The organism is Streptomyces goshikiensis (genome assembly GCF_014650555.1).
Taxonomy (GTDB): domain Bacteria; phylum Actinomycetota; class Actinomycetes; order Streptomycetales; family Streptomycetaceae; genus Streptomyces; species Streptomyces goshikiensis.
The window spans coordinates 74,214-99,431 of the sequence record NZ_BMVE01000012.1 but is presented as its reverse complement, the minus strand read 5'-3'; the positions used below and the strand labels follow the sequence as shown (position 1 = coordinate 99,431).

At 74.2% G+C, this 25,218-nt stretch carries 25 protein-coding genes; 13 read left to right on the top strand and 12 right to left on the bottom strand.

The window, feature by feature from the left end:
- The first annotated feature begins 32 nt into the window (after positions 1–32).
- On the top strand, positions 33–632 hold the full coding sequence (locus IE248_RS28365) for a transglutaminase domain-containing protein (RefSeq protein ID WP_190032078.1): 600 nt from the start codon (positions 33–35) through the stop codon (positions 630–632).
- Here the strand turns inward: IE248_RS28365 and IE248_RS28360 are convergent.
- The gene (locus tag IE248_RS28360) at positions 568–1,824 is read right to left on the bottom strand and encodes an MFS transporter (RefSeq protein WP_073796219.1); all 1,257 of its coding nucleotides are present in this window, start codon (positions 1,822–1,824) and stop codon (positions 568–570) included. The genes IE248_RS28365 and IE248_RS28360 overlap by 65 nt on opposite strands.
- Before the next feature lie 194 nt (positions 1,825–2,018).
- The gene (locus IE248_RS28355) at positions 2,019–2,741 is read right to left on the bottom strand and encodes a lysophospholipid acyltransferase family protein (protein ID WP_037797106.1); all 723 of its coding nucleotides are present in this window, start codon (positions 2,739–2,741) and stop codon (positions 2,019–2,021) included.
- A gap of 211 nt (positions 2,742–2,952) precedes the next feature.
- Here IE248_RS28355 and IE248_RS28350 point away from each other — a divergent pair, with 211 nt between their 5' ends.
- The 5 genes from IE248_RS28350 to IE248_RS28330 all read left to right on the top strand — a co-directional run bounded on the left by IE248_RS28350 (position 2,953) and on the right by IE248_RS28330 (position 7,535).
- Positions 2,953–3,333 (top strand): thioredoxin family protein, encoded by a 381-nt coding sequence (locus tag IE248_RS28350; protein WP_047960480.1) that lies wholly within the window; start codon positions 2,953–2,955, stop codon positions 3,331–3,333.
- Between the two features lie 205 nt (positions 3,334–3,538).
- The gene (locus IE248_RS28345; protein WP_047960947.1) at positions 3,539–4,060 is read left to right on the top strand and encodes a flavin reductase family protein; all 522 of its coding nucleotides are present in this window, start codon (positions 3,539–3,541) and stop codon (positions 4,058–4,060) included.
- 202 nt (positions 4,061–4,262) lie between these two features.
- A complete protein-coding gene (locus IE248_RS28340) occupies positions 4,263–5,048 on the top strand; it encodes an electron transfer flavoprotein subunit beta/FixA family protein (RefSeq protein WP_047960479.1) in 786 nt (261 codons plus the stop codon).
- A 59-nt stretch (positions 5,049–5,107) separates the two neighbouring features.
- Complete coding sequence (locus tag IE248_RS28335; protein ID WP_037797102.1) at positions 5,108–6,082, top strand: electron transfer flavoprotein subunit alpha/FixB family protein; 975 nt, start codon at positions 5,108–5,110, stop codon at positions 6,080–6,082.
- Between the two features lie 154 nt (positions 6,083–6,236).
- On the top strand, positions 6,237–7,535 hold the full coding sequence (locus IE248_RS28330; RefSeq protein ID WP_190032077.1) for a DUF6986 family protein: 1,299 nt from the start codon (positions 6,237–6,239) through the stop codon (positions 7,533–7,535).
- A gap of 52 nt (positions 7,536–7,587) precedes the next feature.
- On the opposite strand, the gene IE248_RS28325 is transcribed toward IE248_RS28330, so the two are convergent.
- Positions 7,588–9,897: a WD40 repeat domain-containing protein gene (locus tag IE248_RS28325; RefSeq protein WP_190032076.1), complete on the bottom strand. Its 2,310-nt coding sequence runs from the start codon at positions 9,895–9,897 to the stop codon at positions 7,588–7,590.
- Between the two features lie 252 nt (positions 9,898–10,149).
- Between IE248_RS28325 and IE248_RS28320 the strand changes: the two genes are divergently transcribed.
- A complete protein-coding gene (locus tag IE248_RS28320) occupies positions 10,150–10,347 on the top strand; it encodes a hypothetical protein (protein ID WP_037797096.1) in 198 nt (65 codons plus the stop codon).
- Positions 10,348–10,350: 3 nt separating this feature from the next.
- Here the strand turns inward: IE248_RS28320 and IE248_RS28315 are convergent, their stop codons facing one another.
- Entirely contained in the window at positions 10,351–11,340 is a 990-nt protein-coding gene (locus IE248_RS28315; protein ID WP_190032139.1) for a LacI family DNA-binding transcriptional regulator, read from the bottom strand.
- A 193-nt stretch (positions 11,341–11,533) separates the two neighbouring features.
- Here IE248_RS28315 and IE248_RS28310 point away from each other — a divergent pair, with 193 nt between their 5' ends.
- Entirely contained in the window at positions 11,534–12,559 is a 1,026-nt protein-coding gene (locus IE248_RS28310; protein ID WP_073796215.1) for an NUDIX hydrolase, read from the top strand.
- A 43-nt stretch (positions 12,560–12,602) separates the two neighbouring features.
- Here the strand turns inward: IE248_RS28310 and IE248_RS28305 are convergent, their stop codons facing one another.
- Together IE248_RS28305 and IE248_RS28300 are read right to left on the bottom strand one after the other, a co-directional pair.
- Positions 12,603–13,319 carry an MBL fold metallo-hydrolase gene (locus IE248_RS28305; protein ID WP_190032075.1) on the bottom strand — a complete coding sequence of 239 codons (717 nt, stop codon included), beginning with the start codon at positions 13,317–13,319 and terminating at the stop codon, positions 12,603–12,605.
- 160 nt (positions 13,320–13,479) lie between these two features.
- Positions 13,480–14,844, bottom strand: a complete 1,365-nt coding sequence (locus tag IE248_RS28300; protein WP_190032074.1) for a dipeptidase — start codon at positions 14,842–14,844, stop codon at positions 13,480–13,482.
- A gap of 287 nt (positions 14,845–15,131) precedes the next feature.
- Here IE248_RS28300 and IE248_RS28295 point away from each other — a divergent pair, with 287 nt between their 5' ends.
- Entirely contained in the window at positions 15,132–16,322 is a 1,191-nt protein-coding gene (locus tag IE248_RS28295; protein WP_037797091.1) for a geranylgeranyl reductase family protein, read from the top strand.
- Positions 16,323–16,421: 99 nt separating this feature from the next.
- On the opposite strand, the gene IE248_RS28290 is transcribed toward IE248_RS28295, so the two are convergent.
- Entirely contained in the window at positions 16,422–17,456 is a 1,035-nt protein-coding gene (locus IE248_RS28290; protein WP_190032138.1) for a DUF6923 family protein, read from the bottom strand.
- Positions 17,457–18,107: 651 nt separating this feature from the next.
- Positions 18,108–18,566, bottom strand: coding sequence for a nitroreductase/quinone reductase family protein (locus IE248_RS28285; RefSeq protein WP_100583210.1), 459 nt, complete (start codon positions 18,564–18,566; stop codon positions 18,108–18,110).
- 159 nt (positions 18,567–18,725) lie between these two features.
- On the opposite strand from IE248_RS28285, the gene IE248_RS28280 reads away from it, so the two are divergent.
- Positions 18,726–19,424, top strand: a complete 699-nt coding sequence (locus IE248_RS28280; RefSeq protein ID WP_100583137.1) for a TetR/AcrR family transcriptional regulator — start codon at positions 18,726–18,728, stop codon at positions 19,422–19,424.
- Between the two features lie 73 nt (positions 19,425–19,497).
- Here IE248_RS28280 and IE248_RS28275 read toward each other — a convergent pair whose 3' ends face one another.
- A complete protein-coding gene (locus tag IE248_RS28275) occupies positions 19,498–19,749 on the bottom strand; it encodes a DUF6332 family protein (protein WP_037797085.1) in 252 nt (83 codons plus the stop codon).
- A gap of 48 nt (positions 19,750–19,797) precedes the next feature.
- Positions 19,798–20,541 carry a maleylpyruvate isomerase family mycothiol-dependent enzyme gene (locus IE248_RS28270; RefSeq protein ID WP_190032137.1) on the bottom strand — a complete coding sequence of 248 codons (744 nt, stop codon included), beginning with the start codon at positions 20,539–20,541 and terminating at the stop codon, positions 19,798–19,800.
- Positions 20,542–20,584: 43 nt separating this feature from the next.
- Between IE248_RS28270 and IE248_RS28265 the strand changes: the two genes are divergently transcribed.
- The gene (locus IE248_RS28265) at positions 20,585–21,304 is read left to right on the top strand and encodes an alpha-ketoglutarate-dependent dioxygenase AlkB family protein (RefSeq protein WP_190032072.1); all 720 of its coding nucleotides are present in this window, start codon (positions 20,585–20,587) and stop codon (positions 21,302–21,304) included.
- Between the two features lie 51 nt (positions 21,305–21,355).
- Positions 21,356–22,618 carry an ROK family protein gene (locus IE248_RS28260; RefSeq protein ID WP_073780511.1) on the top strand — a complete coding sequence of 421 codons (1,263 nt, stop codon included), beginning with the start codon at positions 21,356–21,358 and terminating at the stop codon, positions 22,616–22,618.
- 39 nt (positions 22,619–22,657) lie between these two features.
- Here IE248_RS28260 and IE248_RS28255 read toward each other — a convergent pair whose 3' ends face one another.
- Complete coding sequence (locus IE248_RS28255; protein ID WP_008742239.1) at positions 22,658–23,236, bottom strand: ATP-binding protein; 579 nt, start codon at positions 23,234–23,236, stop codon at positions 22,658–22,660.
- Positions 23,237–23,456: 220 nt separating this feature from the next.
- On the opposite strand from IE248_RS28255, the gene IE248_RS28250 reads away from it, so the two are divergent.
- Positions 23,457–24,602 (top strand): PLP-dependent cysteine synthase family protein, encoded by a 1,146-nt coding sequence (locus IE248_RS28250; protein WP_008742240.1) that lies wholly within the window; start codon positions 23,457–23,459, stop codon positions 24,600–24,602.
- 25 nt (positions 24,603–24,627) lie between these two features.
- On the opposite strand, the gene IE248_RS28245 is transcribed toward IE248_RS28250, so the two are convergent.
- Complete coding sequence (locus tag IE248_RS28245; RefSeq protein ID WP_190032071.1) at positions 24,628–25,119, bottom strand: SRPBCC family protein; 492 nt, start codon at positions 25,117–25,119, stop codon at positions 24,628–24,630.
- Between the last annotated feature and the right edge of the window lie 99 nt (positions 25,120–25,218).

Sequence of the window (25,218 nt, the reverse complement as noted above, 5' to 3'; positions counted from 1 at the left end):
TGCGTTATCGCGCATAGGTATGCTCCTGGATCGTGGAAATGATCCAGGAGCATCCTGATGCCGCCTACCTGGCGGCCGACGACGTGGTCGACCACGGCCACCCCCTCGTACGCGATACCGCCGACGCCCTGTGGGCCACCGCGGGCGGCGACCCGTACGCCTACGCGAAGGCCGCCTTCGAGTTCGTCCGCGACACCGTCGCGCACTCCGCCGACTCCGGCGACCCCCGCATCACCTGGCGCGCCTCCGACGTGCTCCGCACCCGCACCGGCATCTGCCACGCCAAGGCCCACGCCCTCGCCGCCCTGCTGCGCGCCCGGGGCCTCCCCACGGCCTTCTGCTACCAGCTCCTCGCCGACGACGACGGCTCGAACGCCGTCCTCCACGGCCTGATCGCGCTGCGCCGGCCCGGCGCCGCCGGCTGGGCCCGCCTCGACCCGCGCGGCAACAAGCCCGGCGTGGACGCCCAGTTCACCCTGGACCGGGAGCGACTGGCCTTCCCCGTACGCCCCGAGCTCGGCGAGCTCGACTACCCCGGGCTGTACGCCGCCCCGCACCCGGCCGTGCTCACGGCGCTCCGGGGCTCCGCCGACCGGCCGGAGCTGTGGCGGAACCTGCCGACGGGTCTGTAGCCGCCCCGGCCGCGGAGCCGGGCGCGGCGGGTACGGGCCCGCGCGCGGCCAGCGCGCCGTGCAGCAGGGCCGCGGCCAGCTGGAGCGCGGCGATCCCGCCCAGCAGGGCCTGCGCCGGCGCGTCGGCCGTGAGCCCCACCAGGGCCGCGCCGGCCGAGGCGGCCGTCAGCTTCAGCCCCGCGCCCAGGGTGAACACCTGGGTCCGCACCGCCTCCGGCGCGCACTCCGAGCGGATCCGCAGGGTGGCCGTGAGCAGCGGGCCGTCACACACCCCGGCCACCGCGAACAGCGCCGCCGTGACCGCGAGCGACGGGGACAGCGCGGCGGCCGCCAGCGCCACCCCGGTGCCGGCCAGGGCCCACCGGGCCAGCCGCCCCGGCTCCACGGCCGTCATCCGCCCCAGGGTCAGCGAACCGCCCAGGGCGCCCAGCGCGAAGGCCGTCATCAAGACGCCGCCCGCGCCCGGACTGCCGAGCCCGCCGGCCAGCAGCACCGAGGTGGTGGTCAGCGAGCCGATGCCGACGAAGGCCAGCGTCGTCGCCGAGGTGATCGCCCGCAGCTCCCGCACCCGCCACAGGGCGGCCAGCCCCGCCCCCAGCCCGGCGCGGGGCACGCCGGGCGCCGGGGCCGGGCCCGGTTCCCCGTACGGGAGGCTCGCGGCCAGCGCCGCCGCCAGCACCCCGGACGCCGCGAGCACCGCCATCGCGGGCGCCGCCGAGGCCAGCGCCGCGACCAGCCCGACCACCGCCGGGGCGGTGACCGAGGCGGCGTTGTAGGTGGACGCGTCCCAGCCGTACGCCCGGTCCCGCCGGGCACCCGCCGGGACCAGGCCCGCGACCAGGCTGGAGAGCCCGCCCGTCACCATCGGCCCGCAGGAGCCGCCGAGCACCGCCACCGCGAGGACCACCACCGCCGGGGCCCGGCCCAGCAGCACGGCGAGCGCGGCCACCGCCGCGGTGAACCCGCCCAGCGCGGCCACGTGGAACAGCCGGGGCCGGCGCGCCCGGGCCGCCGCCGCGCCCGCGAGCGGGGCCGCCAGCACGTGCGGGGCCAGCCAGGCCGTCAGTACGTACGCCCCGTACGCCGCGCTCCCGGTCCGCTCCAGGGCGAGCAGCACCACGGCCATGCCCATGCCCTCGGAGGCGAACCGCGCGGAGACCGCCGCCGCCAGATACCGCCCGAACCCGTTCATGCCCGGACCCCTCCCCCTGGTGTGTCGCGCGATGAACCGGAGGAGACGTTACCCACCGGCCCCCGCCGGAACGCCGGAGCGCGGCCCCGCCGGGAAGGCGGAGCCGCGCTCGGTGGCCGGGCGTGGCCGGGCGTGACCGGGAGCCGGGCCGGGGCCGGGCCGAGGGCCGGGAGGGCCCGGTCGGGGCCGGATCCTCAGCCGAGGTCCTTGACCTCGGCCGCCGTCGGCGCGGTGCCGCCCAGATGGGCCGGCAGCCACCAGGAGTCCTGGGGCCCAGCAGGCTTGGCCGGATACGCGCGCTGCGCGGCCTCCAGCAGCTCCTGCACCCGCTCGCGCACCCGGCGCGTGATGGCGCCGGCGTACTGGTCGGCCGGGGCGTCCATCGGCTCGCCCACGCGCATCGTCACGGGGATGTGGCTGCGCTTGAGGTCCTTCGGGCGGCCCTTGGTCCACAGCCGCTGCGTGCCCCACAGCGCCACCGGGATCAGCGGGACCCCGGCCTCCTGGGCCATCCGCGCCGCACCCGACTTGAAGCTCTTGAGGGTGAAGGACTGGGAGATCGTCGCCTCCGGGAACACCCCGATGATCTCGCCGGAGCGCAGCGCGTCCAGCGCGTGCTGGTAGGCGGCCTCGCCCTGCTTGCGGTCGACCGGGATGTGCTTCATCGCGCGCATCAGCGGGCCGGACACCTTGTGCCGGAACACCGACTCCTTCGCCATGAAGCGGACCAGGCGCTTCTGCGGCCGCGCCGTCAGTCCGGCGAAGATGAAGTCGAGGTAGCCGATGTGGTTGGACACCAGGACCGCTCCGCCCTTGCGGGGGATGTTCTCGGTGCCCTTCATGTCGATGCGGATGTCCAGCGCGCGGAACAGCGTGTGCGCGGCGCCGATCACCGGGGGGTAGACGAGCTCAGCCATGGAGGGGAGACCCCGCTTTCTGCCTGGGGAGGTGCTCCCGGCCGGAAGTTACGGAAGCGTAGGTACGCGACCATGGGGATCGTGCCCCAAATGCCGCCTGCTGGCCAGTCCAGAGGGCCGCACCCGGCGAGATTCTCGTCACGCCGGGAATGTGGCGCCCCCGCGGGGCGCTCGGACCAGGGTACGGACCATCAGGCGACCGAGCGTACCCATGAGTACGCGGACGAGGACGGGAGTGCGCGTGCGCGGGCGGGAAAGCGGTGGCCACGAGGAACACGAGCGGCTCGGCAGCGCCCAGCTGGGCGCCGAGCCGGGGGAGCGGGCCAGCCTGGTGCAGTTCTCCAGCGCCTTCTGCCAGCCCTGCCGGGCCACCCGGCGGATCCTGGCCGAGGTGGCGGAGCTGGTGGACGGGGTCGCGCACATCGAGGTCGACGCCGAGCGCAACCTCGCCCTGGTACGGGCCCTGGGCATCGAGAAGACGCCCACGGTGCTCGTGCTCGACGGCGCGGGCCGGATCGTCCGCCGGGGCGTCGGGATGCCGCGCAAGGCGGACGTGATCGCCGCCCTGGGGGCGGCGGTGGACGCCGGATGAGACTCGGGGGGCGCGGGGGGACGCGGAACGGGACGGGGCGGCTCGCGCCGGTACGCGCGCCCGCACACAGCGTGACGCGCCTGACATCTGGCCGTTGCCGCTTGACTGTGTACATGAGAGATCGACAGGCTGGTCATATGCGGTATGAACTCCTGCTTTACGGGCGGATCCACGAGGGAGACCCCTCATGACGGCCACGACGGCCATGACGGCCCCGACCGCGCGTGACGACGGCGACCGCTTCGGCCTGCCCGGTTCGCCCGACCTCCTGCGCTCCGTCTTCCGGCAGCACGCCGCCGGGGTCGCGGTGATCACCGCCGCGCACGGTGACGGGCCGGTGGGATTCACCGCGACCTCGCTCAACTCGGTGTCCGCGGACCCGCCGCTGCTGTCCTTCACGATCGGCACCGGCTCCTCCAGCTGGCCCGCGATACGCGACTCCGGCCACATCGGCGTCCACATACTCGCCGAGCACCAGAGCGAGCTGGCCGGTCTCTTCGCGCGCAGCGGCGCCGACCGTTTCGGTCCCGCCACCGCCTGGGTCCCGGGTCCGCACGGGGTCCCGCTGCTGGACGGCGTGCTGGCGTGGCTGGTGTGCCGGGTGGTGGCCCTGGTGCCCGCCGGAGCGCACCGCGTGGTCATCGCGGAGGCCATCGAGGGGGACCCGGCCGGAGAGGGCCGGCCGCTGCTGTACCACCAGGGGCGCTTCAACGCTCTGCGCGACTGAATCGTCCCTGCTGGGGCGGGTTCGGGCGGCGTTGGCCAGATCACAGTTCGGTGGCCTTGCCACCGGGCGGGACCCACGGTGTACTGACGAGTAACATTCCGATCGGAGCGCGGGCCGCCCCGACCGGGATCCGCCCGAGAAGGCGCTTATGCTGCCTGCACAAGGCGGTATCTGTAAAAGACGATGCGGTAGGAGAGCCGGCGTGAGCCTGAGGATCGTTGTCTGTGTGAAGTACGTGCCCGACGCCACCGGCGACCGGCACTTCGCCGATGACCTGACCGTAGACCGCGAAGACGTCGACGGCCTGCTGTCGGAGCTCGACGAGTACGCCGTCGAGCAGGCGCTGCAGATCGCCGACGAGGCGGACGACGCCGAGATCACCGTCCTGACGGTGGGCCCCGAGGACGCCAAGGACGCGCTGCGCAAGGCGCTCTCGATGGGCGCCGACAAGGCCATCCACGTCGAGGACGACGACCTGCACGGCTCCGACGTCATGGCCACCTCGCTGGTGCTCGCCAAGGCGCTCGACAAGGCCGGCTACGACCTGGTCATCACCGGCATGGCGTCGACCGACGGCACCATGGGTGTCCTCCCGGCGATCCTGGCCGAGCGCCTGGGCGTCCCGCAGGTCACCCTGCTGTCCGAGGTCAAGGTCGAGGACGGCACCGTCACCGGCCGCCGCGACGGCGACTCGGCGAGCGAGCAGCTCGTGGCCTCCCTCCCCGCGGTCGTCTCCGTGACCGACCAGTCGGGCGAGGCCCGCTACCCGTCCTTCAAGGGCATCATGGCCGCCAAGAAGAAGCCGGTGGAGTCCTGGGACCTGGAGGAGCTGGAGATCGAGGCCGACGAGGTCGGTCTCGAAGGCTCCTGGACCGCGGTCGACTCCGCGGCGCAGCGCCCGGCCCGCACCGCCGGCACGATCGTCAAGGACGAGGGCGAGGGCGGCAAGCAGCTGGCCGAGTTCCTTGCAGGCCAGAAGTTCATCTAAGAGCTTCGGTCGCCGACTCGACCGCCCCCTGACTACTTCGCATTCGCAGGAGCATCCCCATGGCTGAAGTTCTCGTCTACGTCGACCACGTGGACGGCGCCGTCCGCAAGCCCACCCTCGAACTGCTGACGCTGGCCCGCCGCATCGGCGAGCCCGTCGCCGTCGCCCTGGGCGCCGGCGCGGCCGACACCGCCGCCGTGCTCGCCGAGCACGGCGCCGTCAAGGTCCTCACCGCCGACGCCCCCGAGTTCGCCGAGTACCTCGTCGTACCGAAGGTGGACGCGCTGCAGGCCGCCTACGACTCCGTGTCCGCCGCGGGCTCCCTGGCCGCCGTGCTCGTCCCGTCCTCCGCCGAGGGCAAGGAGATCGCCGCGCGCCTGGCGGTCCGCATCGGTTCCGGCATCATCACCGACGCCGTCGACCTGGAGGCGGGTGACGAGGGCCCGGTCGCGACGCAGGCCGCGTTCGCCGCTTCCTTCACCACCAAGTCCCGTGTCTCCAAGGGCACCCCGGTCATCACCGTCAAGCCGAACTCGGCTCCGGTCGAGGCCGCCGCGGCCGCCGGCACCGTCGAGGCGCTCGCCGTCACCTTCGGCGCGCTGGCCACCGGCACCAAGGTCGTCTCCCGCACCCCGCGCGAGTCGACCGGCCGCCCCGAGCTGACCGAGGCCGCGATCGTGGTCTCCGGTGGCCGCGGCGTCAACGGTGCCGAGAACTTCCACCTCATCGAGGAGCTCGCGGACTCCCTCGGTGCGGCGGTCGGCGCCTCCCGCGCCGCCGTGGACGCCGGCTGGTACCCGCACACCAACCAGGTCGGCCAGACCGGCAAGTCGGTCTCCCCGCAGCTGTACATCGCCTCCGGCATCTCGGGCGCGATCCAGCACCGGGCCGGCATGCAGACCTCGAAGACCATCGTGGCCATCAACAAGGACGCCGAGGCCCCGATCTTCGACCTGGTCGACTACGGCGTGGTCGGCGACCTCTTCGAGGTCGTCCCCCAGCTGACCGGCGAGATCAAGGCCCGCAAGGGCTGACCTGCGTCGATGCTGTGACTCGGGGCCGCGTGGTGACACTCACCACGCGGCCCCGAGGTGTTTCCTGCAACCATTGACTAGACAATGTACTCATCATTAAATTCTGCTATGCGGATCTAGCCTTCCGTGAAGCGGAAAAAGAGGAGAGTGCACGATGGGTCAGCAGGAGAAGGTGGCGACGAGCCTCGCCGGCGCGGTCAGCGAGGGCATCAGCGCCTCCCTCGCGCCGGTGGACGCGGAACTCGCGCGCCACTACCCGGGCGACCCCGGCACCCGCCAGCCCATCCACACCGTCTACGTCCCCGGTGACGTCTTCACCGCCGGCACCATCCGCTCCTGGGGCGACCAGGCCCTCGCGGCCCTCGACGAACACGCCCCGGACGCCGCCACCTTCGCCCGGGTCCTCGGCATCGGCGACGAGCTGGCCGCACCCGTCTACGACCGGGTACGCGCCAAGCTGGCCGCCGAGCCCGTCGAGGACCTCCGCGTCGACTTCGAGGACGGCTTCGGCGTCCGCTCCGACGAGGAGGAGGACCAGGCCGCGGCCCGCGCCGCCCGCCTCGTCTCGGAGGCCTTCGCGAGCGGCACCAACGCCCCGTACATGGGCATCCGGATGAAGTGCATGGAGTCCAACGTCCGCGACCGCGGCATCCGCACCACCGACATCTTCCTCTCCGGCCTGCTGGAGCACGGCGACCTCCCCGACGGGCTGGTCCTCACCCTCCCGAAGGTCACGTACGCCGAGCAGGTCAGCGCCTTCGTCGAGCTGCTGGAGGCCTTCGAGACCACCCGCGGGCTGCCCCCGGGCCGGATCGGCTTCGAGATCCAGATCGAGACCAGCCAGTCGATCGTGGCCTCCGACGGCACCGCGACCGTCGCCCGCATGATCGAGGCGTCCAAGGGCCGTGCCACGGGCCTGCACTACGGCACCTTCGACTACAGCGCCTGCGTCGGCGTCTCCGCCGCCTACCAGTCGAGCGACCACCCCGCCGCCGACCACGCCAAGGCGATCATGCAGGTCGCGGCCGCCGGCACCGGCGTACGGGTCTCCGACGGCTCGACGAACGTGCTGCCCATCGGCACCACCGAGCACGTCCACGAGGCCTGGAAGCTGCACTACGGCCTCACCCGCCGGGCCCTGGCCCGCGCCTACTACCAGGGCTGGGACATGCACCCGGCGCACCTGCCGACCCGCTACGCGGCCGTGTTCACCTTCTACCGCGAGGGCCTGGAGACCGCGGCGGCCCGCCTGAAGGCGTACGTGGCCAAGATCGAGGGCGACGTGATGGACGAGCCCGCCACGGCGAAGGCCCTGGCCGGCTACCTGGTCCGCGGCCTCGACTGCGGCGCGGTCGGCGCCGAGGAGGTCACCGCCCTCACCGGCCTGACCCGCGCCGAACTGGACGCGTTCGCCATCCCGCGCCGCTCGGCGACGCTGACGGCGAAGGTCTGACCGCCTGACCGCCGGGGCCCGGCCGGGGGGATCCCGGCCGGGCCCCGGCGCGCTACCGGGGGCCGATGACCCAGCGCCTCAGGGTGCCGTCCTCGCCCACCGTGGCGAGCAGGCTGCCGTCGGGGGAGCAGGCGACCCCGGACACGGAGCCCGAGTGACCGGTCACCGGCTCGCCCACGGGCCGCCCGGAGGCCGGGTCCCAGAGCCGCAGCGCGCCGTCCGCCCCGACGGTGGCCAGGAAGCCGCCGTCCGGGGTGAACACCAGATCGTTGACCGACTCGCCGTGCCCGGTCAGCGGGTCCCCGAACGGCTTGTTCGTCCGCGGGTCCCACAGCCGTACGGCGCCGTCCTGGCAGGCGGTGGCCAGCACCCTGCCGTCGGGCGAGAAGGCCACCGACCACACCGGGCCCCCGTGTCCGTGCAGGACCTGGCTGTGCGTCAGGTCCCTGGGGCCGGAGAGATCCCACACGCGCACCGTCCCGTCCCGGTACGCGCCGACGAGACGGTGGCCGTCCGGGGAGAAAGCGACACCCGAGGCGTCCACCGCGTGCCCCGGGAACCGGCCGTCGGGCTTTCCGTTGGCCGTCTCCCACAGCCGCAGAGTGCCGTCCGCGCCGGCGGTGGCCAGCAGCCGCGCGTCGGCGGAGAGCGCCAGACCCATCACCGGGCCGCTGTGGCCCGTCAGCGGCTCGCCCGCGGGCCGGGCCGTGCCGGGGTCCCAGGGGATCACCGCCGAGCCCGCGGCCGGGGTGACGAACAGCCGCCCGTCGGGGGCGTAGAACAGCCCGAAGGGCAGGACCGGCGGGCCGGTGATCGGCTCGCAGGCAGGGCGCCCCGTCAGCGTGTCCCGGAACAGCACCTGCTGGGAGCGGGTGGTCACCGCCAGGGTCCCGCCGTCGGGGGAGAAGGCGACCCGGACCAGGGGCCCGTCCGAGGTCAGCGGGGGCAGGGCCACGGGCCGCCCGGCCCCGGCCAGCACCGCCAGGGCCCGCGCCGCGACGGCGCCGGTGCCGGAGCCGGAGCCGGGGGCGGAGTCGACCGCGGGAGCCGGGACCGGCGCCGCCCGGCGCTCGTACAGCAGCACCGTGGTGTCGTGGGAGCCCGTCGCCAGCAGGGCGCCGTCCGGGGAGAAGGCCACGGCGTGGACGGGCTGCCGGTGCCCGGTCAGCGCGGGCCCGGCGGGACGGCCGTCGGCGGTGTCCACGAGGTGCACGGCCCCGTCGTCGGCGGCGACGGCGAGCAGCAGCCCGTCGGGGGAGAAGGCGAGGGCGCCGATCCTTCCGCTGCGCGGGGCCGGCCGCGGGGCCAGCGGCAGGCCGGTGGCGGTGTCCCGCAGCAGCAGCGAACCGTCGCGCCCGGCGGTGGCGAGCACCCGGCCGTCCGCGGAGAAGGCGGCCGTGTCCGGGTCGACCGGCTGCCCGGCGAGCGGCGCGCTCAGCGGCTGCGCGCCGAACACCTCCCACAGGCGGACCCCGCCGCCGTCGTCCACGAGGGCGAGCACCTGGCCGTCGGAGGTGAAGCCGACGGCGGTGACACGGCCGGGGAGGTCGTCGAAGGCGGACGGCACGCGGACGTGCCCGGCCGCGTACCAGACGCGGGCCGATCCCGCGGTGTCCACGCTCACCAGGAGGCGCCCGTCCGGTGAGTGCGCCAGCCGGGCGATGCCCTCGTGGTGGCTCCTCTCCAGGGCCGTCTTGCGGCGCGTCCTCAGCACCGGATCCCACAGCGAGACGCTGCGCGTGTTCGCGTTGTTCACCGTCATCAGGGAGTCATCGGGGGCGAACGCCACCGGTCCCAAGTCATCGATCCGGCCCCGGTACTTGTACGGCAGCCCGGTGGCGGTGTTCCAGAGCAGCACCGCGTCCCCGTCCGCGGCGGCCGCCAGCTGCCTTCCGTCGGCGGGAAAGGCCAGGTGCCGGACCGGGCCCGGGTGTCCGACCAGCCGGAAGCGCAGCGCGTACGCGGAGACGGCCGGGGCGGGGGCGGGTGCCGGTGTGGCGACGGACGCCGGCCGTTCCCCGGCCGGGGGCCCGGACTGGAGGGCGGCGATCGCCTGCCACCGGCGGCGCCAGGGGGCGAGTTCCGGGGCGTTGTGCCCGGGGACGGGGACCTCGCCGCCGAACTCGTCGTAGGAGCGCAGGATCCGGACCAGGGCCATCAGGGTGTCGATCCTGACGAGGCGCTTGCCGTTGAACGCGTCGCTGAGAGTGGCCATCGACAGCTGGATCCCGGCGCGGGACCCCTCCGCGCGGGCGACGAGCTCGCGGTACGAGGGCTTGCCGCGCACGATCCGCAGGCGGCGCAGATCGGCGGCGAGGGCGGCCAGTTCTTCGTCGAACGTGCCGGTGGACTGCGGCGTCATGGCGAACACGGTAGAACGCCGACGGGGGTCCGGAGGTGAACTTCACGGAACGGGGCCGAACTCCGCGGAACTCCGCGGAATTTCCTCGAACGCCTCTGAAGGGCAAGGGGTGTCGGCGGGGACGGCGGAGGAACGGGTGGGGTGTTCCGCCGAACTGCCCCGCACTTCCGGATGGGTTCGGCGGTGCTCCGCTGTGGCCGGACTCGTTCCGTCCGTGCCGGCCGACGGCCTGACGGGGAGTGGAATCGAGGCATGACCACACCACCGCCGGACACCGATCCGCCGTTCCTGTCCCTGCACGCCGCCGTCGTGCTCGTCATCTCCGTGCTCATCGGCCTGGTCGTCGGCGTGCTGGCCCGGCTGGGGGGCACCCCCACCGCCCTGGCCGTGCTCGCCGGGCTGGCCGCCGCCGGGGCGGCCGTACCCGTACTGCGGACGCTGATCCGGTGAGGATCAGACGGCCGGCGGGGCGATCTCCCCCGAGCCCCGGGGGATCAGGCGGGTCGGGAGTTCCGTGCGGGCCGGGGGGAGGGCGGCGCCGGCGAGGCGGTGGAAGAGGCGGTCGGCGGCGACCCGGCCGAGGGTGGCCGGATCCTGGGCGACCACCGTCACACCGGGGCGCAGCAGGTCGGCGAGTTCGAAGTCGTCGAAGCCGACCAGGGCCACCGGCGGCGTCCGCTCGGCCAGCACCCGTACCACCGTCACCGTCACGCGGTTGTTGCCGGCGAAGACGGCCGTCACCGGGTCGGGGCCCGTCAGCAGCGAGCGGGCGGCGGCGCGCACCCGCTCCGGTTCGGTGGAGCCGAGCGACACCCAGGATCCAGCCACCGGAAGGCCCGCGTCCGCCATCGCGGCGCGGTAGCCGCGCAGGCGCTCGGTGGCGGTGTGGATGTGCGCGTGGTCGCCGATGAACCCGATCCGGCGGTGGCCGCCGGCGATCAGGTGGGCCACGCCGTCCCGGGCGCCGCCGAAGCTGTCGGAGAGCACCACGTCCGCCTCGATCCGGCCGGCCGGGCGGTCCACGAACACCGTGGCCACGCCCGCCCGGATCTCCGGCTCCAGGTAGCGGTGGTCGTCCCCGGCCGGGATCACGATCAGCCCGTCCACCCGGCGCGCGCACAGCGCGAGCGCCAACTCCCGCTCCCGGTCCGGGTTCTCGGCGCTGGAGCCGATGATGAGCAGGGCCCCGTGCGCGCGGGCGACCTCCTCGACCGCGCGGTTGAGCGGACCGTAGAACGGGTCGGCGAGGTCCTCAAGCACCAGGCCCACGCTGGCGGTACGGCCCTTGCGGAGCACGCGGGCGCTGTCGTTGCGGCGGAAGCCGAGCGCGTCGATGGCCTCCCGGACGCGCCGTTCGGTGTCGGGCGTGACCCCCGGCTCGCCGCCCACCACCCGGGACACCGTCTTCAGACCCACGCCCGCGCGGGCCGCCACGTCCTTCATCGTCGGCCGGTTGCCGTAACGGGACGCGGACGGGCGGCGGGTGTGGGGCACGACGGGGATACCTCCGCAGGTCTGGGGGCACGGCTCTGACCTTGAGGATAAGCACTCGGCTGATTACCGGGTTTCCGTGGCAGGGTGGTGCGGGCAAGCCCACTGGGGGCCGCGGAGGCGAGCCATCGCGAGAGGGGTACACGTGATCGTCTGGATCAACGGCACGTTCGGTGCCGGGAAGACCAGCACGGCCCGCGAACTGGTCGGACTCCTTCCGGACAGCACCCTGTTCGACCCGGAGTTCATCGGCGACGCGCTGCGGGTGCTGCTGCCGCGCAAGCGGATCGACGAGGTCACCGACTACCAGGACCTGCCGAGCTGGCGGCGGCTCGTCGTGGAGACGGCGGCGGCGATGCTCGGGGAGCTGGGCGGGGTGCTGGTGGTGCCGATGACGCTGCTGCGGCAGGGGTACCGGGACGAGATCTTCGGCGGCCTGGCGGCGCGCCGGATTCCGGTACGGCACGTGCTGCTGGCCCCGGAGGAAACGATCCTTCGGGAGCGGATAGCGGGGCGGCAGCAGCAGCCGGCCGATCCGCGGGACGGGGAATGGGCGTACGAGCACCTCCCCACGTACCGGCAGGCACTGGGCTGGCTCACCGCAGACGCGCACGTCATCGACAACGGCGCGATCAGCCCGCGGGAGACCGCGGAGCGGATCGCGAAGGCCGTACGGTCCGACGCGGCGCGGGTCTGCGACATCGTGCAGACCCCGGAGCCGACGCGGGAGACCGTGGCGGCCGGGGTGCTGTTGTTCGACGAGCGGGACCGGGTGCTGCTGGTGGACCCGACGTACAAGGCGGGCTGGGAGTTCCCGGGCGGGGTCGTCGAACCGGGCGAGGCGCCGGCCCGCGCCGGGATCCGGGAGGTGGAGGAGGAGCTCGGCCTCACCCTCGACCGGGTGCCGGGGCTGCTGGTCGTCGACTGGGAACCGCCGCGGCACCCCGCGTTCGGAGGGCTGCGGCTGCTGTTCGACGGGGGCCGCCTCGGGGAGTCCGACATCGCCGCCCTCCGGCTGCCCGGGCCGGAGCTGCGGCAGTGGCGGTTCGTCACGGAGGCGGAGGCGGCGGACCTGCTGCCGCCACAGCGCTACGAACGCCTGCGCTGGGCCCTGCGCGCCCGCGACCGCGGCCACCCCCACTACCTGGAGGCGGGCCACCCCGCCCCGTGACCGGCCGCCGCGGGCCTGACCGGCGCCACTTTGACGACAGGCCCTAGGGGGTCGCCGGGAGGTGGGGGGCGGGGTGGGCGGCCGCGCGGAGGGTCGCGGCGGTGTCGGTGGTCAGGGGGTCGCCGTGGCCGAAGCAGGCCACGGAGGGGGCGAGGGCGGCCAGGAGGCGGAAGGAGGCTTCGGCCCGGGCGCGGTCCACGTTGAACACGCCCAGCATCACCTGGCCCACCCCTGCCACGCAGTCGCCGGTGAACAGCACGCCGTGCCGCGGCAGATGGACGCCGATGCTGCCCGGCGTGTGACCCGGGGCGTGGACCACGACCGCCCCGTCGCCGAAGGGGAGGCTCTCGCCGTCCGCCAGCTCGCGGTCCACCCGTACCGGCGGGGCCTCGGGCACCGTCAGGCCGTGTGCGTACAGGGGGACTTCCCAGTCCAGCAGCACCGGCTCGGGTACGGGCCGCTCCCCCCGGATCACCGGGGCGTCCAAGGCGTGCGCGAGCACCTGCGCGCCCCAGCGGCCCGCGAGTTCACCGGCGGCGCCGATGTGGTCGCGGTGGCAGTGGGTCAGCACGATCTGCTCCAGCCGCTCCGGGCGCAGCCCGAGCGAGCGGATCGCGCCCTCGATCGCGTCCGCCGCCCCCGCGTGCCCGGCGTCGATCAGGGTCAGCGCGTCCCCGTCGCACCACAAGTAGGCCTGGCCGATGGCGAAGCGGAGCATGTACAGGCGCCCGGGGAGTACTTCGACAAGATCCGGATTCATGGGCCGACCGTACGCGCGACGACCGCGCCCCCGGGGTTCCTTTCGCCGGGGGCGGAGTTCGCTCGTGGCGCAGCCGCAGCCGCAGCCGCAGGGCGCGGGTACAGGCGAGGGCGCAGGCGAGGGCGCGGGCTCAGGTGCCCGCGCCCTCGCCCGCGAGGCGTCAGCCGCGCTTGGATTCCGCGTAGTTCAGCAGGAAGTGGGCCTCGGCGACCGACAGCCGCTCCAGCTCCTCCGGGGACACGCTCTCGTTCACCGCGTGGATCTGCGCCTCCGGCTCGCTCAGCCCGATCAGCAGCATCTCCGCCTCCGGGTACAGCGACGTCAGCGTGTTGCACAGCGGGATCGAACCGCCCATGCCCGCGATCTGCATCTCCTGGCCCGGGTACGCCACCTCCATGGCGGCGGCCATCGACGCGTACGCCGGGCTGGTCGTGTCGGCCTGGAACGGCTGGCCCTGGCCGACCACTTCCAGCTCCAGCCGCGCCTGCCACGGCGTGTGCGCCACCAGGTGCGCCTCCAGCCGCTTGATGGCGTCCGCGGTGTCCACGCCCGGCGGCACGCGCAGGCTGATCAGCGCGCCGGCGCCGGCGTGCACCGACGGGGTGGCGCCGACGACCGGCGGGCAGTCGATGCCGAGGACGGTGACCGCGGGCCGCGCCCACAGGCGGTCCGCGATGGTGCCCTCGCCGATCAGGGAGACCCCGTCCAGTACCTTCGCGTCCGAGCGGAAGTCCGCCTCCGGGTACTGCAGCCCCTCCCACACCGCGTCCGAGGCCAGCCCGTCCACGGTGGTCGAACCGTCGGGAGCCCGCAGCGAGGCCAGCAGCTGGATCAGCGCCGCCAGCGCGTCGGGGGCGACCCCGCCGAACATGCCGGAGTGCAGGTTGCCGCCCAGCGTGTCGATCTTGACCTTGACGAGGGTCATCCCGCGCAGCGTGGCCGTCACCGTCGGCAGGCCGAGGCGGAAGTTGCCCGCGTCGCCGATGAGGATCGTGTCGGCGGCGAGCAGCTCAGGGTGCGCCTCCGCGTACTGCTGGAGGCCGCCCGTGCCCTGCTCCTCCGAGCCCTCGACGATGACCTTCACGCTCACCGGCACACCGCCGTTGGCCTTCAGCGCGCGCAGCGCCAGCAGGTGCATGATGAACCCGCCCTTGCAGTCCGCCGTGCCGCGCCCGTACCAGCGGCCGTCGCGCTCGGTCAGCTCGAAGGCGGGGGAGACCCAGGCGGCGTCGTCGAGCGGCGGCTGCACGTCGTAGTGCGCGTACAGCAGGACCGTCGGGGCGCCCTCGGGGCCCGGCAGGAAGCCGTACACCGACTGGGTGCCGTCAGGGGTGTCGAGCAGCGCCACGTCCTGGAAACCCTCGACGCGCAGGGCGTCGGCCACCCAGTTGGCGGCGGCCTCGCTCTCGCTCTTGGGGAACTGCGCCCAGTCCGCCACCGACTGGAAGGCCACCAGCTCGGTCAGCTCCCGCTTGGCGCGGGGCATCAGTGAGGCGATGGTCTCGGCGATCGGATTCCGGGTCATGGGCACGCTCCTTTTGGGTGCGACGTTGTACTCGGTGTACGCCGCCCGCATCCGCGGGGTGGGCGTATGCGGCACGGCGAAAGTCAGCTCCGATCCTCGCACAGCCGGGCGGGGCGATCTCTCGCCGTAGGATTTCCCCGGCATCCGAGCAACAGCGTGATCAGGAGCAGCAGCACATCGTGAGCAGCGACGACGACGTACACGGCGCAGACGACGTACACGGCGGGGGCGCGGGGCAGGCCGCTCGGGGGACGGGCGGCCAGGAGGGCTCCGGGGCGACCGGGGAGGTGTGGGACGTGGTCGTGGTCGGGGCCGGCCCGGCCGGAGCCTCGGCCGCGCACGCGGCGGCGACGGCGGGGCGCAGGGTCCTGCTGTTGGAGAAGGCCGAGCTGCCCCGCTACAAGACCTGCGGCGGCGGCATCATCGGCCCTTCGCGCGACGCCCTTCCGCCGGGCTTCGTCCTGCCCCTCAAGGACCGCATCCACGCGGTCACCTTCTCCCACAACGGCAGGCTGACGCGGACCCGCCGCTCGAAGCAGATGCTGTTCGGGCTCATCAACCGGCCGGAGTTCGACGCGGGCCTGGTCGCCGTCGCGGAGAAGGCGGGCGCGACGGTCCGTACGGGCACGGCGGTGGCGCGGGTCGAGCAGCACGGCGCGGCGGTGCCCGACCGGCGCACCGTGGCCGTCGTCCTCGCCGACGGCGAGACCGTCCTGGCCCGGGCGGTGGTCGGCGCGGACGGCAGCGCGAGCCGGATCGGCGCGCACGTCGGCGTCGAGATGGACACCGTCGACCTCGGCTTGGAGGCGGAGATCCCGGTCCCGCAGACCGTGGCCGAGGACTGGAAGGGGCGGGTGCTCATCGACTGGGGTCCGCTGCCCGGCAGTTACGGATGGGTCTTCCCCAAGGGCGACACCCTCACCGTCGGGGTCATCTCGGCGAAGGGCGAAGGCGCCGCGACCAAGCGGTACCTGGACGACTTCATCGCCCGCCTGGGCCTCGCCGGTTTCGAGCCGGCCGTCTCCTCCGGGCACCTGACGCGCTGCCGCAAGCCCGAATCGCCGCTCTCGCGCGGCCGGGTGCTGGTCGCGGGCGACGCGGCCGGGCTGCTGGAGCCGTGGACGCGGGAGGGCATCTCCTTCGCGCTGCGGTCGGGGCGGCTCGCGGGGGAGTGGGCCGTGAAGATCTCCGAGGCGCAGGACGCGGTGGACGCGCGGCGCCAGGCCCTGAACTACTCCTTCGCGGTGAAGGCGGGGCTGGGTGTGGAGATGGGCGTCGGCAAGCGGATGCTGACTCTGTTCGAGGCCCGGCCGGGGCTGCTGCACGCCGCCATCACCGGCTTCCGGCCGGCGTGGACGTCCTTCGCCCGGATCGTGCGCGGCTCGACGACGCTGGCCGATCTGGTACGGACGTACCCGCTGGTCCGCAAGGGGCTGCACGCCCTCGACGAGCGGCAGGCGCGGAGCGCCCGCGACTGACGGGGCGCGGCGGGGCCCGGTGTACTGACGGGTCCCGCCGGTCCCGGGGGCGGTTCGGGGGTCGGTCCGGGGGCCGTCCCGGCGCCGGTCCCGGGTGCCTCAGGGCTTCGGGCGGTGCTTCTCCAGGCGGGCGAGCAGCAGGTTCGGGTCGTTCTGGGTGTTGTAGGCGGCGCTCGGGACGTAGACCTTCTGCCGGTTCACGGCGACGGAGGTCGGGTTGGAGAGCCTGTCGGCCGCCGTCAGCAGGACGGTGTGCGAGCCGTCGCGCCGGACCACGGCGACCTCGCTGGTGGTGTTGAGGGCGGCGAGGACCGTCTCGCCCTTCCCGGCGAAGGCGAAGTCGTCGATGCCGTCCAGGCCGGTGGCGCGGGTTTCGACGGGGCCGGCGGAGCCGTCCGCTTCGATCGGGATGCGCAGCAGCGTGCCCCGGTCGAAGTTGGAGACCCAGACCGAACCCTCGCGCACCTTGATGCCGTTCGCCCCGAAGAATCCGACGCGTTCGAGATCGGGGCCGGTGGCCCAGGCGGTCGCCGAGCCGTCGTCCAGGGAGATCCGCCACACCTTGCCGGGGTCGGAGTCGGCGGCGTAGAGCACCCCGTGGCGCTCGTCGAGCGCGAGGCCGTTGATGAAGGAGTGAGCCGGCAGGTCCTCGTCGGTGAACCGGCTGACCTCGCCGTTCGGGGTGATCCGCCAGACGCCGGCGGCGTCGGTGCCGGTGGCGTAGCCGACGTAGAGGGTCCCGTCGTGGGCCCGGGCGAGGCCGGTCGTGACGGCGGCGCCGATCTCGGGGGTCTGCGGGTCCGCCACGGCGGGCAGCGTGGCGATGGTCCGGACGTGTCCGCGCTTGTCGACGTGGGCGACCTGGCGGGCGAAGGAGAAGGTCAGGTCGGCGGAGCCGTCGGGCTCCAGCGCGATGTTCTCGGGGGTCTGGCCCCCGGCGAGGTCGAAGTGCCTCACGATGTGCGGGTCCACCAGTGACAGCGGCGCGGCGGGGGCCGGGGCCGGCAGCGTCGACGGCGGTGGCGGTGGCGGTGGCTCGGCGAGGGCCGTCGCGCCGGCGGTGGGGGCGGACGCGAGCACGGCGAGCGCGACGGCTACGGCGCCGGCACCGGCGACACGCGTCAGACGGACCATTCGGGGCACGGGACTCTCCTTCTCGACCGGGCGCGGAGCCAGGCGGGGCGAAGGTCCAGCCAAACATGACGGAGCGTCAGGGATGGCCCGCCCGTACGGCCGGCCCACCGCGGATCGCCCGCACGGTCGAAGCGGGAGCGGCCGGCCCGCCACGCAGGTCCGACCGGCCAGGCGGAGCCGCTCGCCCTCCCGGCCCGGCGCGGTCGAAGCCCCCCGTTCCGGCCGGCGGCTGATGTCGGTGCGGCCGGGCGGCCGGTGTGGTCGAGGGTGGGCCGGGGGCCCCGAACCGAGGCCGAGGCCAGGGCGGCCGGCGGTCGAGGGTGAGCCAGGGCCGGGGTCAGGGTCAGAGTTGGGGCCAGGGGCAGAGCCGGGACCGGGGCCGGGGTGGCCGGTGTGGTCGGCGGCGGGTCGGTGCCGGGGGTGGCCGGTGCGGCCGGTGCTGGTGCTGGTCGGTGCGGTTGAGGGTGGGTTTACGCCGGGGCGGCCGGTGTGGTCGAGGAAGGGTCCGGGTGGGCGCCGGTTGGTGTCGGGGGCGGCAGGTGTCGGTGCCAGGGGTGGCCCGTGTGGTCGAGGGTGGGCCGGGCTCAGGGCTCGGGGCTCGGGGTTCGGGGTTCGGAGGTTGTGGTGGCTTGGGGTTGGGGTGTTGGTGGGTCAGGGGGTGATGGTGAGGCGGAAGACCGGGTGGTCGGCGGCTGCGGCTTGGAGTTCGGCCTCGGGGGAGCGGGCGGTGACGCCGTTGAAGAAGCGGTTGACCTCCCAGCCCCACTTCTCCAGGTACGTGCGCAGCACCGCCGCCCGCGCCACGGGGTCGGTGACCTCGGTGACCGTGAAGACGCGCACCTTGCGCCCCACGCGCAGCTCCCCGCCCCCGGCGACGCGCATGTTGCGCACCCACTGTGAATGCCCGCGGGCCGACACCAGGTACTGCTCGCCCTCGTGGGTGTGCGGGTTGACCGGGATCCGCTGCATCCGGCCCGAGGTGCGGCCGCGCACCGACAGTTCGGCGGTGCCGGCCAGGCTGATCCCGTGGCGGGCGAGCTTGCCGAGGAACGCGTTGAGGCGGACGGCGAACGGGCCGGCCTGGACGTAGTGCGGGGTGGGCGCGTTCATGGTGGCCTCCGGGGTCACGGGCGAGGAGAGCGGTGCTCTCGTCTCGGTGCACTGCTCAGTGTGCCCGGAGCGGCGCACCAAAACAAGAGCACTGCTCTCTATTTGGGTCCGTGCTCTCATTTATGGGCAGTGCTCCACCCGCATGGCAGACTGACCCGTATGAGCACCGTGCGAGGGGCCAGGGAACGGGCCCGCATCGAGGTCACCGCCGCCATCAAGGACGAGGCGCGCCGCATGCTCGCGGCCGAAGGCGCCGCCAAGCTCTCGCTGCGCGCCGTCGCCCGCGAGCTCGGCATGGTCTCCTCGGCCCTGTACCGCTACTTCCCCAGCCGCGACGAGCTGCTCACCGCGCTCATCGTCGACGCCTATGACAGCGTCGGCGCCGCCGCCGAGGAGGCCGACGCCCGCGCCCGCGCCGCCGGAGCCCCGCCCCGCGCCCGCTGGGCCGAGGTCTGCGGGGCCTTCCGCGCCTGGGCCCTGGCGCACCCGCACGAGTACTCGCTCATCTACGGCTCCCCGGTCCCCGGCTACAGCGCCCCGCTCGACACCGTCGGCCCCGCCGCCCGCGCCGCGAACGCGCTGATCGGCATCGTCCGCGCCGCCCACCAGGGCCGCGGGATCGCGCTGCCGCCGCTGCCCGCCGCCCTGCGCGCCGAGGCCGAGCGGATGACGGCGGACTTCGCCGAGGGCCTGCCCCCGGAGGTGACCGCCGCCCTGGTCGCGGCCTGGGGCCAGCTGGTCGGGCTCGTCTCCTGCGAGGTCTTCGGCCAGTTCAACCGGGTGGTCGAGGATCGCGACGCCTTCTTCGCGCACGCCGCCGGGCAGCTGGGGCACGCCGTCGGGCTGCCCTCCGTATGACACGGGTCCACGGGATGAAGTGACGGCCCGCAGCGCCGGAGGGGCGATCCTCCGGCGCCGGGGCCCGGACGCCCTAGCGGCCGTCGTGCTCCGGGCGGCGGGCGAAGCGCCACAGGACGTGCGCGGTGCGGAGCAGGAAGACCGTAGCCGCCAGGACCGCGCCCGTCAGCTCCAGGGCCATGCGCGCCGAGCCGGGAAAGGTGAAGGCCAGTGCCGGCCCGTAGACCGCCCCGAAGACGAGGGCGGCCGCGAAACACCCGCTGAACACGGCGTAGCCGATCTCGATGGTGATCGCGTCCCGGTCCGCCTGCGTACGTTGCCCCATATACGCAGTGTCACAGTGCGCGGCGCTCTGTCACAAGGCCGCCTTCGGTCAGATGCGGCCCGTATCGATCCACAGGCGGGCCAGCTCCTCGTCGCCCGACACCCCCGGACCGGCCAGCGGGAGGCGGTTCCACAGGGCCGCGTACAGCCATGCCGCCGTCCCCGTCACCTCGCAGTCCACCGGCTCGCCCAGATCGCCCACCACCGTGCGCGGCGGCTCCGGCGACAGGTGTACGGTCCACACCGCGCCGGTGTCGGCCGCCCGGACCCGCAGCACGCGGGGCTCCGGGGTCCGCACCCGGCTGCGCGGGCGGGCGTGGAAGCCGGTGAGCAGCTCCTCCACCCCGTCCTCCGCGAACTCCGGCGCCAGCGCGCCGAACTCGACGCCGAGCGCCGCCTCGGCGTCCAGCCGGTGGATGGCCGTCTCGTGCGCCTGGCGCCGGGCCCAGAAGGCCAGCGGCGAGGGCGCGGCCGTCGGCAGGAAGGTCCAGCACTGCACATCGGCCGGCGCCTCGGTCAAGGTGCGGACCAGGTCCGCGAGCCCCTCGCGGAACCAGGCCAGCAGCTCCGGGCCGACCAGTTCGGGAGCGTCCGGGAACGGCACCGGATCCACGACCGCCTCGGCGACGAAACCGCCCGCCCAGCGGTGCACCGCCCCCGTGTGCCGCAGCAGATCCGCGACCCGCCATTGCGGGCAGGTGGGCACCGGAGCCTCGGTGCCCGCCCGCTCGGCCGCCTCGGCGAGCAGCTCGCCCTCCCGTACCAGGATCTCCACGAACTCATCCGTCTTGATGGTCATGGCGGGAGTCTCGCAGCCCACCGCCGACAATGGACACATGGACGGGGAACTCTTCCCGCGCGAGCGGACCCTGATCGCGCCCGGCGCCGTGCACGTCCCCGACTGGCTCGGACCGCAACGGCAGCGGGAGCTGCTCGCCGCCTGCCGGGAGTGGGCCCGCCCGCCCGCCGGACTGCGCACCGTGAGCACCCCCGGGGGCGGGACGATGACCGCCCGCCAGGTGTGCCTGGGGCTGCACTGGTATCCGTACGCCTACGCCCGCACCGCCGTGGACGGCGACGGGGCGCCGGTGAAACCGATGCCGGGATGGCTCGCGGAGCTGGGCCGGGACGCCGTGGCCGCCGCGTACGCCGGTACGGGGGACGCTGGTACGGGGGACGCAGGGGTGCCCGCGGGCCCCTGCGAGGCCTACGACATCGCGCTGATCAACTTCTACGACGGCGACGCCCGCATGGGCATGCACCGCGACGCCGAGGAGAGGTCCGCGGCGCCGGTGGTCTCCCTCAGCCTCGGCGACGCCTGCGTCTTCCGGTTCGGCAACACCGCCTCGCGCGGCCACCCGTACCGGGACGTCGAGCTGCGCAGCGGGGACCTGTTCGTCTTCGGCGGCCCGAGCCGGCGGGCCTATCACGGGGTGCCGAGGGTGCTGCCCGGCACCGCACCGCCGACGCTGGGCCTCACCGGCCGGCTGAACATCACCCTCCGCGTCGGCGGCCTCGGGCAGCCGCCCGCCCCGGCAACGCCCGACGGGCACTAGTGCCGTGACCGGCGGAGCGGGAGGGGCGCCGATCATGCGAGGATCGCTGTCATGAACGGCAACGGGGCCCCGCCGGGGGTGGGGGACGCGACCACGGTGTCCACGGCATCCGCGAGGACCAAGCTGGAGCGGGGCCGCGGCGCGCTCGGTCCGGCGCTGGAACTCGTCCACACCGGCCGGGCCCCGACCCGGGCGGTGCTGACGGCCGAGCTCGGTGTCACCCGGGCCACCGCGGGAGCCGTCGCCGCCGAGCTGGAGGCCCTCGGCCTGATCCGCGTCGACTCCCGCCCCGGCGGCGCCGGCGGCGCCCAGGGCCGGCCCTCGCACCGGCTCTCCGTGGACGAGAACGGCCCCGTCGCGCTCGCCGCGCAGGTGCACCCGGACGGGTTCAGGGCCGCGCTCGTCGGCCTCGGCGGCCGGATCGTGGCGACCTCCCCCGGCAAGGTCACCGTCTCCGCGGACCCGGCGCAGGTGCTCGGCGCGGTGGTCTCGGCGGGCGCCGAGCTGCTCGCGCGCAGCGGCCGCCGCTGCGTCGGCGCGGGCCTCGCCGTCCCGTCGGCCGTCGCCGAGCCGGAGGGCACGGCGCTGAACCCGCTGCACCTGGCCTGGCCGGCCGGCGCCCCCGTACGGGCCATCTTCGCCCAGTGCGTGAAGGCCGCCGGGATCGACGGCCCCGCCCTGACCGGCAACGACGTCAACCTGGCCGCGCTCGCCGAGCACCGCCACGGAGCGGGGCGCAGCGCGCAGCACCTGCTCTGCGTGGCCACCGGCCACCGCGGGGTCGGCGGCGCGCTGGTGCTCGACGGGCGGCTGCACAGCGGGAGTTCCGGGCTGGCCCTGGAGGTCGGCCACCTCACCGTGAACCCGGAGGGGCGCCCCTGCCACTGCGGCAGCCGGGGCTGCCTCGACGTCGAGGCGGACCCGCTGGCCTTCCTGACGGCGGCGGGCCGCACCCCCGGCCCGGAGGTGTCGCTGCTCCAGCAGGCCCGGGACCTGCTGCGCGAGGAGTACGCCGAGCCCGCCGTACGGGCGGCGGCGCAGGAGCTCATCGACCGGCTGGGCCTCGGCCTCGCGGGCCTGGTGAACATCCTCAACCCGGACCGGATCATCCTGGGCGGGCTGCACCGGGAGCTGCTGCACGCGGACCCGGAGCGGCTGCGCGCGGTCGTCGCGGACCGGAGCCTGTGGGGGCGCAGCGGGGGAGTGCCGATCCTGCCGTGCACCCTGGACCACAACAGCCTGGTCGGCGCGGCGGAGCTGGCGTGGCAGCCGGTGCTGGACGACCCGCTGGGGGCCCTGGGGGCGGCGGCCTGAACCGGTCCGGCCGGTCCTGCGGGGCCGGCCGGCCCCGAGCTACCCGGGCCGAGTGCCGACCGACACCGTCACCGGCACGCTGACGGCGACGGCCTCCGCGTCCACGGCCACGAACGCCGCCGGGGCGGGCTCTCGTACGGGCATGGCCGTGTCGATGATGACCGTGCCCTTCGGCGCGACGTGGGCCGGGGTGGCGCGGAGCGAGAACCACACGATCTTGCCCGGACCGTCGCCGTGCGGCCGCGCCCCCCAGGCCTCGCTGACCGCCTCGACGAGCGCGAGGCCGCGCCCGCAGGTCTCCAGCGCACCGAGGGCGTCCGGCGCGTCCAGGGCGTCCGCCCGTGTCTCGCGCAGGACCGGCAGCCGCGGATCGCTGTCGTACACCGACACCGTGAGGCGGCCCAGCCGGAACTCGATCTCGACGGTGCACACCTTGTTCGGCTGCGCGTGGCGGTGGACGTTGCTGAGCAGCTCCGTCACGCCGAGCGCAGCCCGGTCTATGAGTGGATCGAGCTGCCAGTGGCGCAACTGCGCAGAAACGATTCTTCGGATCTGACCGATCCGCGACGGCAGGGCTTGCAGTTCGACGACGCAGTGCCTGCGGGAATGACTGATCACGGCTGCGACTCCCCGACATGAGTGTTACGGGTGCTGCACCCTCAGTAATGCTCCACCAGGGTCACCCACGGTGCCCCGGTGTGCAACCGAACGCGCGAGACAACCGCGTTCGCGAAGCCCTAAAGCAATTCGCATAGATACCCAAAGTGACCGTTTGTGCAGGTGAGGGGGGTACATTGCGAAAGCAGGGGGCGAACGCACGCACGAAGGAGCACGGCGAATGAGCACCACCGGCAACACCGGCAGAACCGGCGCGACGGTCACCACCGTCGACGTCGACCGCAGCGACGCGGACTACCGCGCCTGGCTGAAGGAAGCCGTCCGCAAGGTCCAGGCCGACGCCAACCGCTCCGCCGACACCCACCTGCTGCGCTTCCCGCTCCCCGAGGCCTGGGGCATCGACCTCTACCTCAAGGACGAGTCCACGCACCCCACGGGCTCCCTCAAGCACCGCCTCGCCCGGTCGCTCTTCCTCTACGCCCTCTGCAACGGCTGGGTCCGCCCCGGCCGCCCCGTCATCGAGGCGTCCAGCGGCTCGACCGCCGTCTCCGAGGCGTACTTCGCCAAGCTGATCGGCGTGCCGTTCATCGCGGTCATGCCGAGGACGACCAGCCCGGAGAAGTGCCGCCTCATCGAATTCCACGGCGGCGAATGCCACTTCGTCGACGACCCGATGAAGATGTACGAGGCGTCGGCGGAACTCGCGGCCCGGACCGGCGGCCACTACATGGACCAGTTCACCTACGCGGAGCGCGCGACGGACTGGCGCGGGAACAACAACATCGCGGAATCCATGTACCAGCAACTGCGCCTGGAGCGGTACCCCGAACCCGCCTGGATCGTGGCGACGGCCGGCACCGGCGGCACCTCCGCGACCATCGCGCGGTACGTGCACTACATGCAGCACGACACCCGCATCTGCGTCCCGGACCCGGAGAACTCCTGCTTCTTCGACGGCTGGACGCTGGGCGACCCGCACGCGAGCAGCGACTGCGGCTCGCGCATCGAGGGCATCGGCCGGCCGCGCATGGAGCCGAGCTTCGTGCCGGGCGCCATCGACCGGATGATGAAGGTGCCGGACGCGGCGAGCGTGGCCGCGTGCCGCGCGCTGGAACACGCCATAGGCCGCAAGGCGGGCGGCTCGACCGGCACCGGACTGTGGAGCGCCCTGAAGATCATCTCGGAGATGGTGGCGGAGGGCCGCACCGGCAGTGTGGTCACCCTGCTGTGCGACCCGGGCGACCGCTACCTCGACAAGTACTACTCCGACGACTGGCTGGCGGCACAGGGCCTCGACATCGCCCCGTACGCGAAGACGCTCGACACCCTCATGACCACGGGCGTCTGGCGCGAGCCGACCGCCTGATCCCGCCGGGCCGGCCGGCCCCGCCCTAGCAGTTGCCCGCCGGGCGGTCGGTGGCGAGGCGGGCGTCGAGGGCGCGGACCGCCGAGCGGAACGAGCGGCCGAGGGCGGGGCGGGCGGCGGCCAGGGCGAGGCGGAAGGGGGCCGGGCCGTCCGTCGCGAAGGTCCAGCGGACCCGCGTTCCGGTGCCCGACGGGGTGAGCAGCCACTCCTCCAGCAGGGCCCGCATCCCGGGGGCGTTGGTCTCGTCGACCCGGTAGGCGTAGCGCTGCCCCGGGTCCTTGGCCATGACGGTCTCGTGGAAGCGGACCCCGCCCGCCAGCCTGATCTCGCGGCCCGCGCCCCCGTCGGTCGGCCGGGCCAGGGTGATCGCCTTGAACCACCGAGGCCAGCCCTCTACCTGCTCCGCCAGGGCCCGGTACACCGCGTCCGGCGCGGCGGCGACCTCGGCCGTGAAGACGTGCCGGACGGGGGCGACCTCGGCGAAGTCGAGCCCCACGGGGCGGAGTCGGCGAGCCATGGAGATTCCCCCTGAGGTGTGACGCGGCGGGTGTGACACGCCGAGTGTGGCGCGCCGGGTGCGGTGTGCCGAGTGTGGCGCGCCGGGTGTGCGGGCACC

Coding starts and splice junctions, on each gene's coding strand:
- IE248_RS28290 (WP_190032138.1), bottom strand. CDS start 17,456: ATGGTCCGTCTGACGCGTGTCGCCGGTGCCGGCGCCGTAGCCGTCGCG.
- IE248_RS28315 (WP_190032139.1), bottom strand. CDS start 11,340: ATGAAGGACGTGGCGGCCCGCGCGGGCGTGGGTCTGAAGACGGTGTCC.
- IE248_RS28245 (WP_190032071.1), bottom strand. CDS start 25,119: ATGGCTCGCCGACTCCGCCCCGTGGGGCTCGACTTCGCCGAGGTCGCC.
- IE248_RS28265 (WP_190032072.1), top strand. CDS start 20,585: ATGGACGGGGAACTCTTCCCGCGCGAGCGGACCCTGATCGCGCCCGGC.
- IE248_RS28300 (WP_190032074.1), bottom strand. CDS start 14,844: ATGACCCGGAATCCGATCGCCGAGACCATCGCCTCACTGATGCCCCGC.
- IE248_RS28360 (WP_073796219.1), bottom strand. CDS start 1,824: ATGAACGGGTTCGGGCGGTATCTGGCGGCGGCGGTCTCCGCGCGGTTC.
- IE248_RS28280 (WP_100583137.1), top strand. CDS start 18,726: ATGAGCACCGTGCGAGGGGCCAGGGAACGGGCCCGCATCGAGGTCACC.
- IE248_RS28305 (WP_190032075.1), bottom strand. CDS start 13,319: ATGAATCCGGATCTTGTCGAAGTACTCCCCGGGCGCCTGTACATGCTC.
- IE248_RS28250 (WP_008742240.1), top strand. CDS start 23,457: ATGAGCACCACCGGCAACACCGGCAGAACCGGCGCGACGGTCACCACC.
- IE248_RS28345 (WP_047960947.1), top strand. CDS start 3,539: ATGACGGCCCCGACCGCGCGTGACGACGGCGACCGCTTCGGCCTGCCC.
- IE248_RS28355 (WP_037797106.1), bottom strand. CDS start 2,741: ATGGCTGAGCTCGTCTACCCCCCGGTGATCGGCGCCGCGCACACGCTG.
- IE248_RS28335 (WP_037797102.1), top strand. CDS start 5,108: ATGGCTGAAGTTCTCGTCTACGTCGACCACGTGGACGGCGCCGTCCGC.
- IE248_RS28320 (WP_037797096.1), top strand. CDS start 10,150: ATGACCACACCACCGCCGGACACCGATCCGCCGTTCCTGTCCCTGCAC.
- IE248_RS28275 (WP_037797085.1), bottom strand. CDS start 19,749: ATGGGGCAACGTACGCAGGCGGACCGGGACGCGATCACCATCGAGATC.
- IE248_RS28285 (WP_100583210.1), bottom strand. CDS start 18,566: ATGAACGCGCCCACCCCGCACTACGTCCAGGCCGGCCCGTTCGCCGTC.
- IE248_RS28330 (WP_190032077.1), top strand. CDS start 6,237: ATGGGTCAGCAGGAGAAGGTGGCGACGAGCCTCGCCGGCGCGGTCAGC.
- IE248_RS28350 (WP_047960480.1), top strand. CDS start 2,953: ATGAGTACGCGGACGAGGACGGGAGTGCGCGTGCGCGGGCGGGAAAGC.
- IE248_RS28325 (WP_190032076.1), bottom strand. CDS start 9,897: ATGACGCCGCAGTCCACCGGCACGTTCGACGAAGAACTGGCCGCCCTC.
- IE248_RS28260 (WP_073780511.1), top strand. CDS start 21,356: ATGAACGGCAACGGGGCCCCGCCGGGGGTGGGGGACGCGACCACGGTG.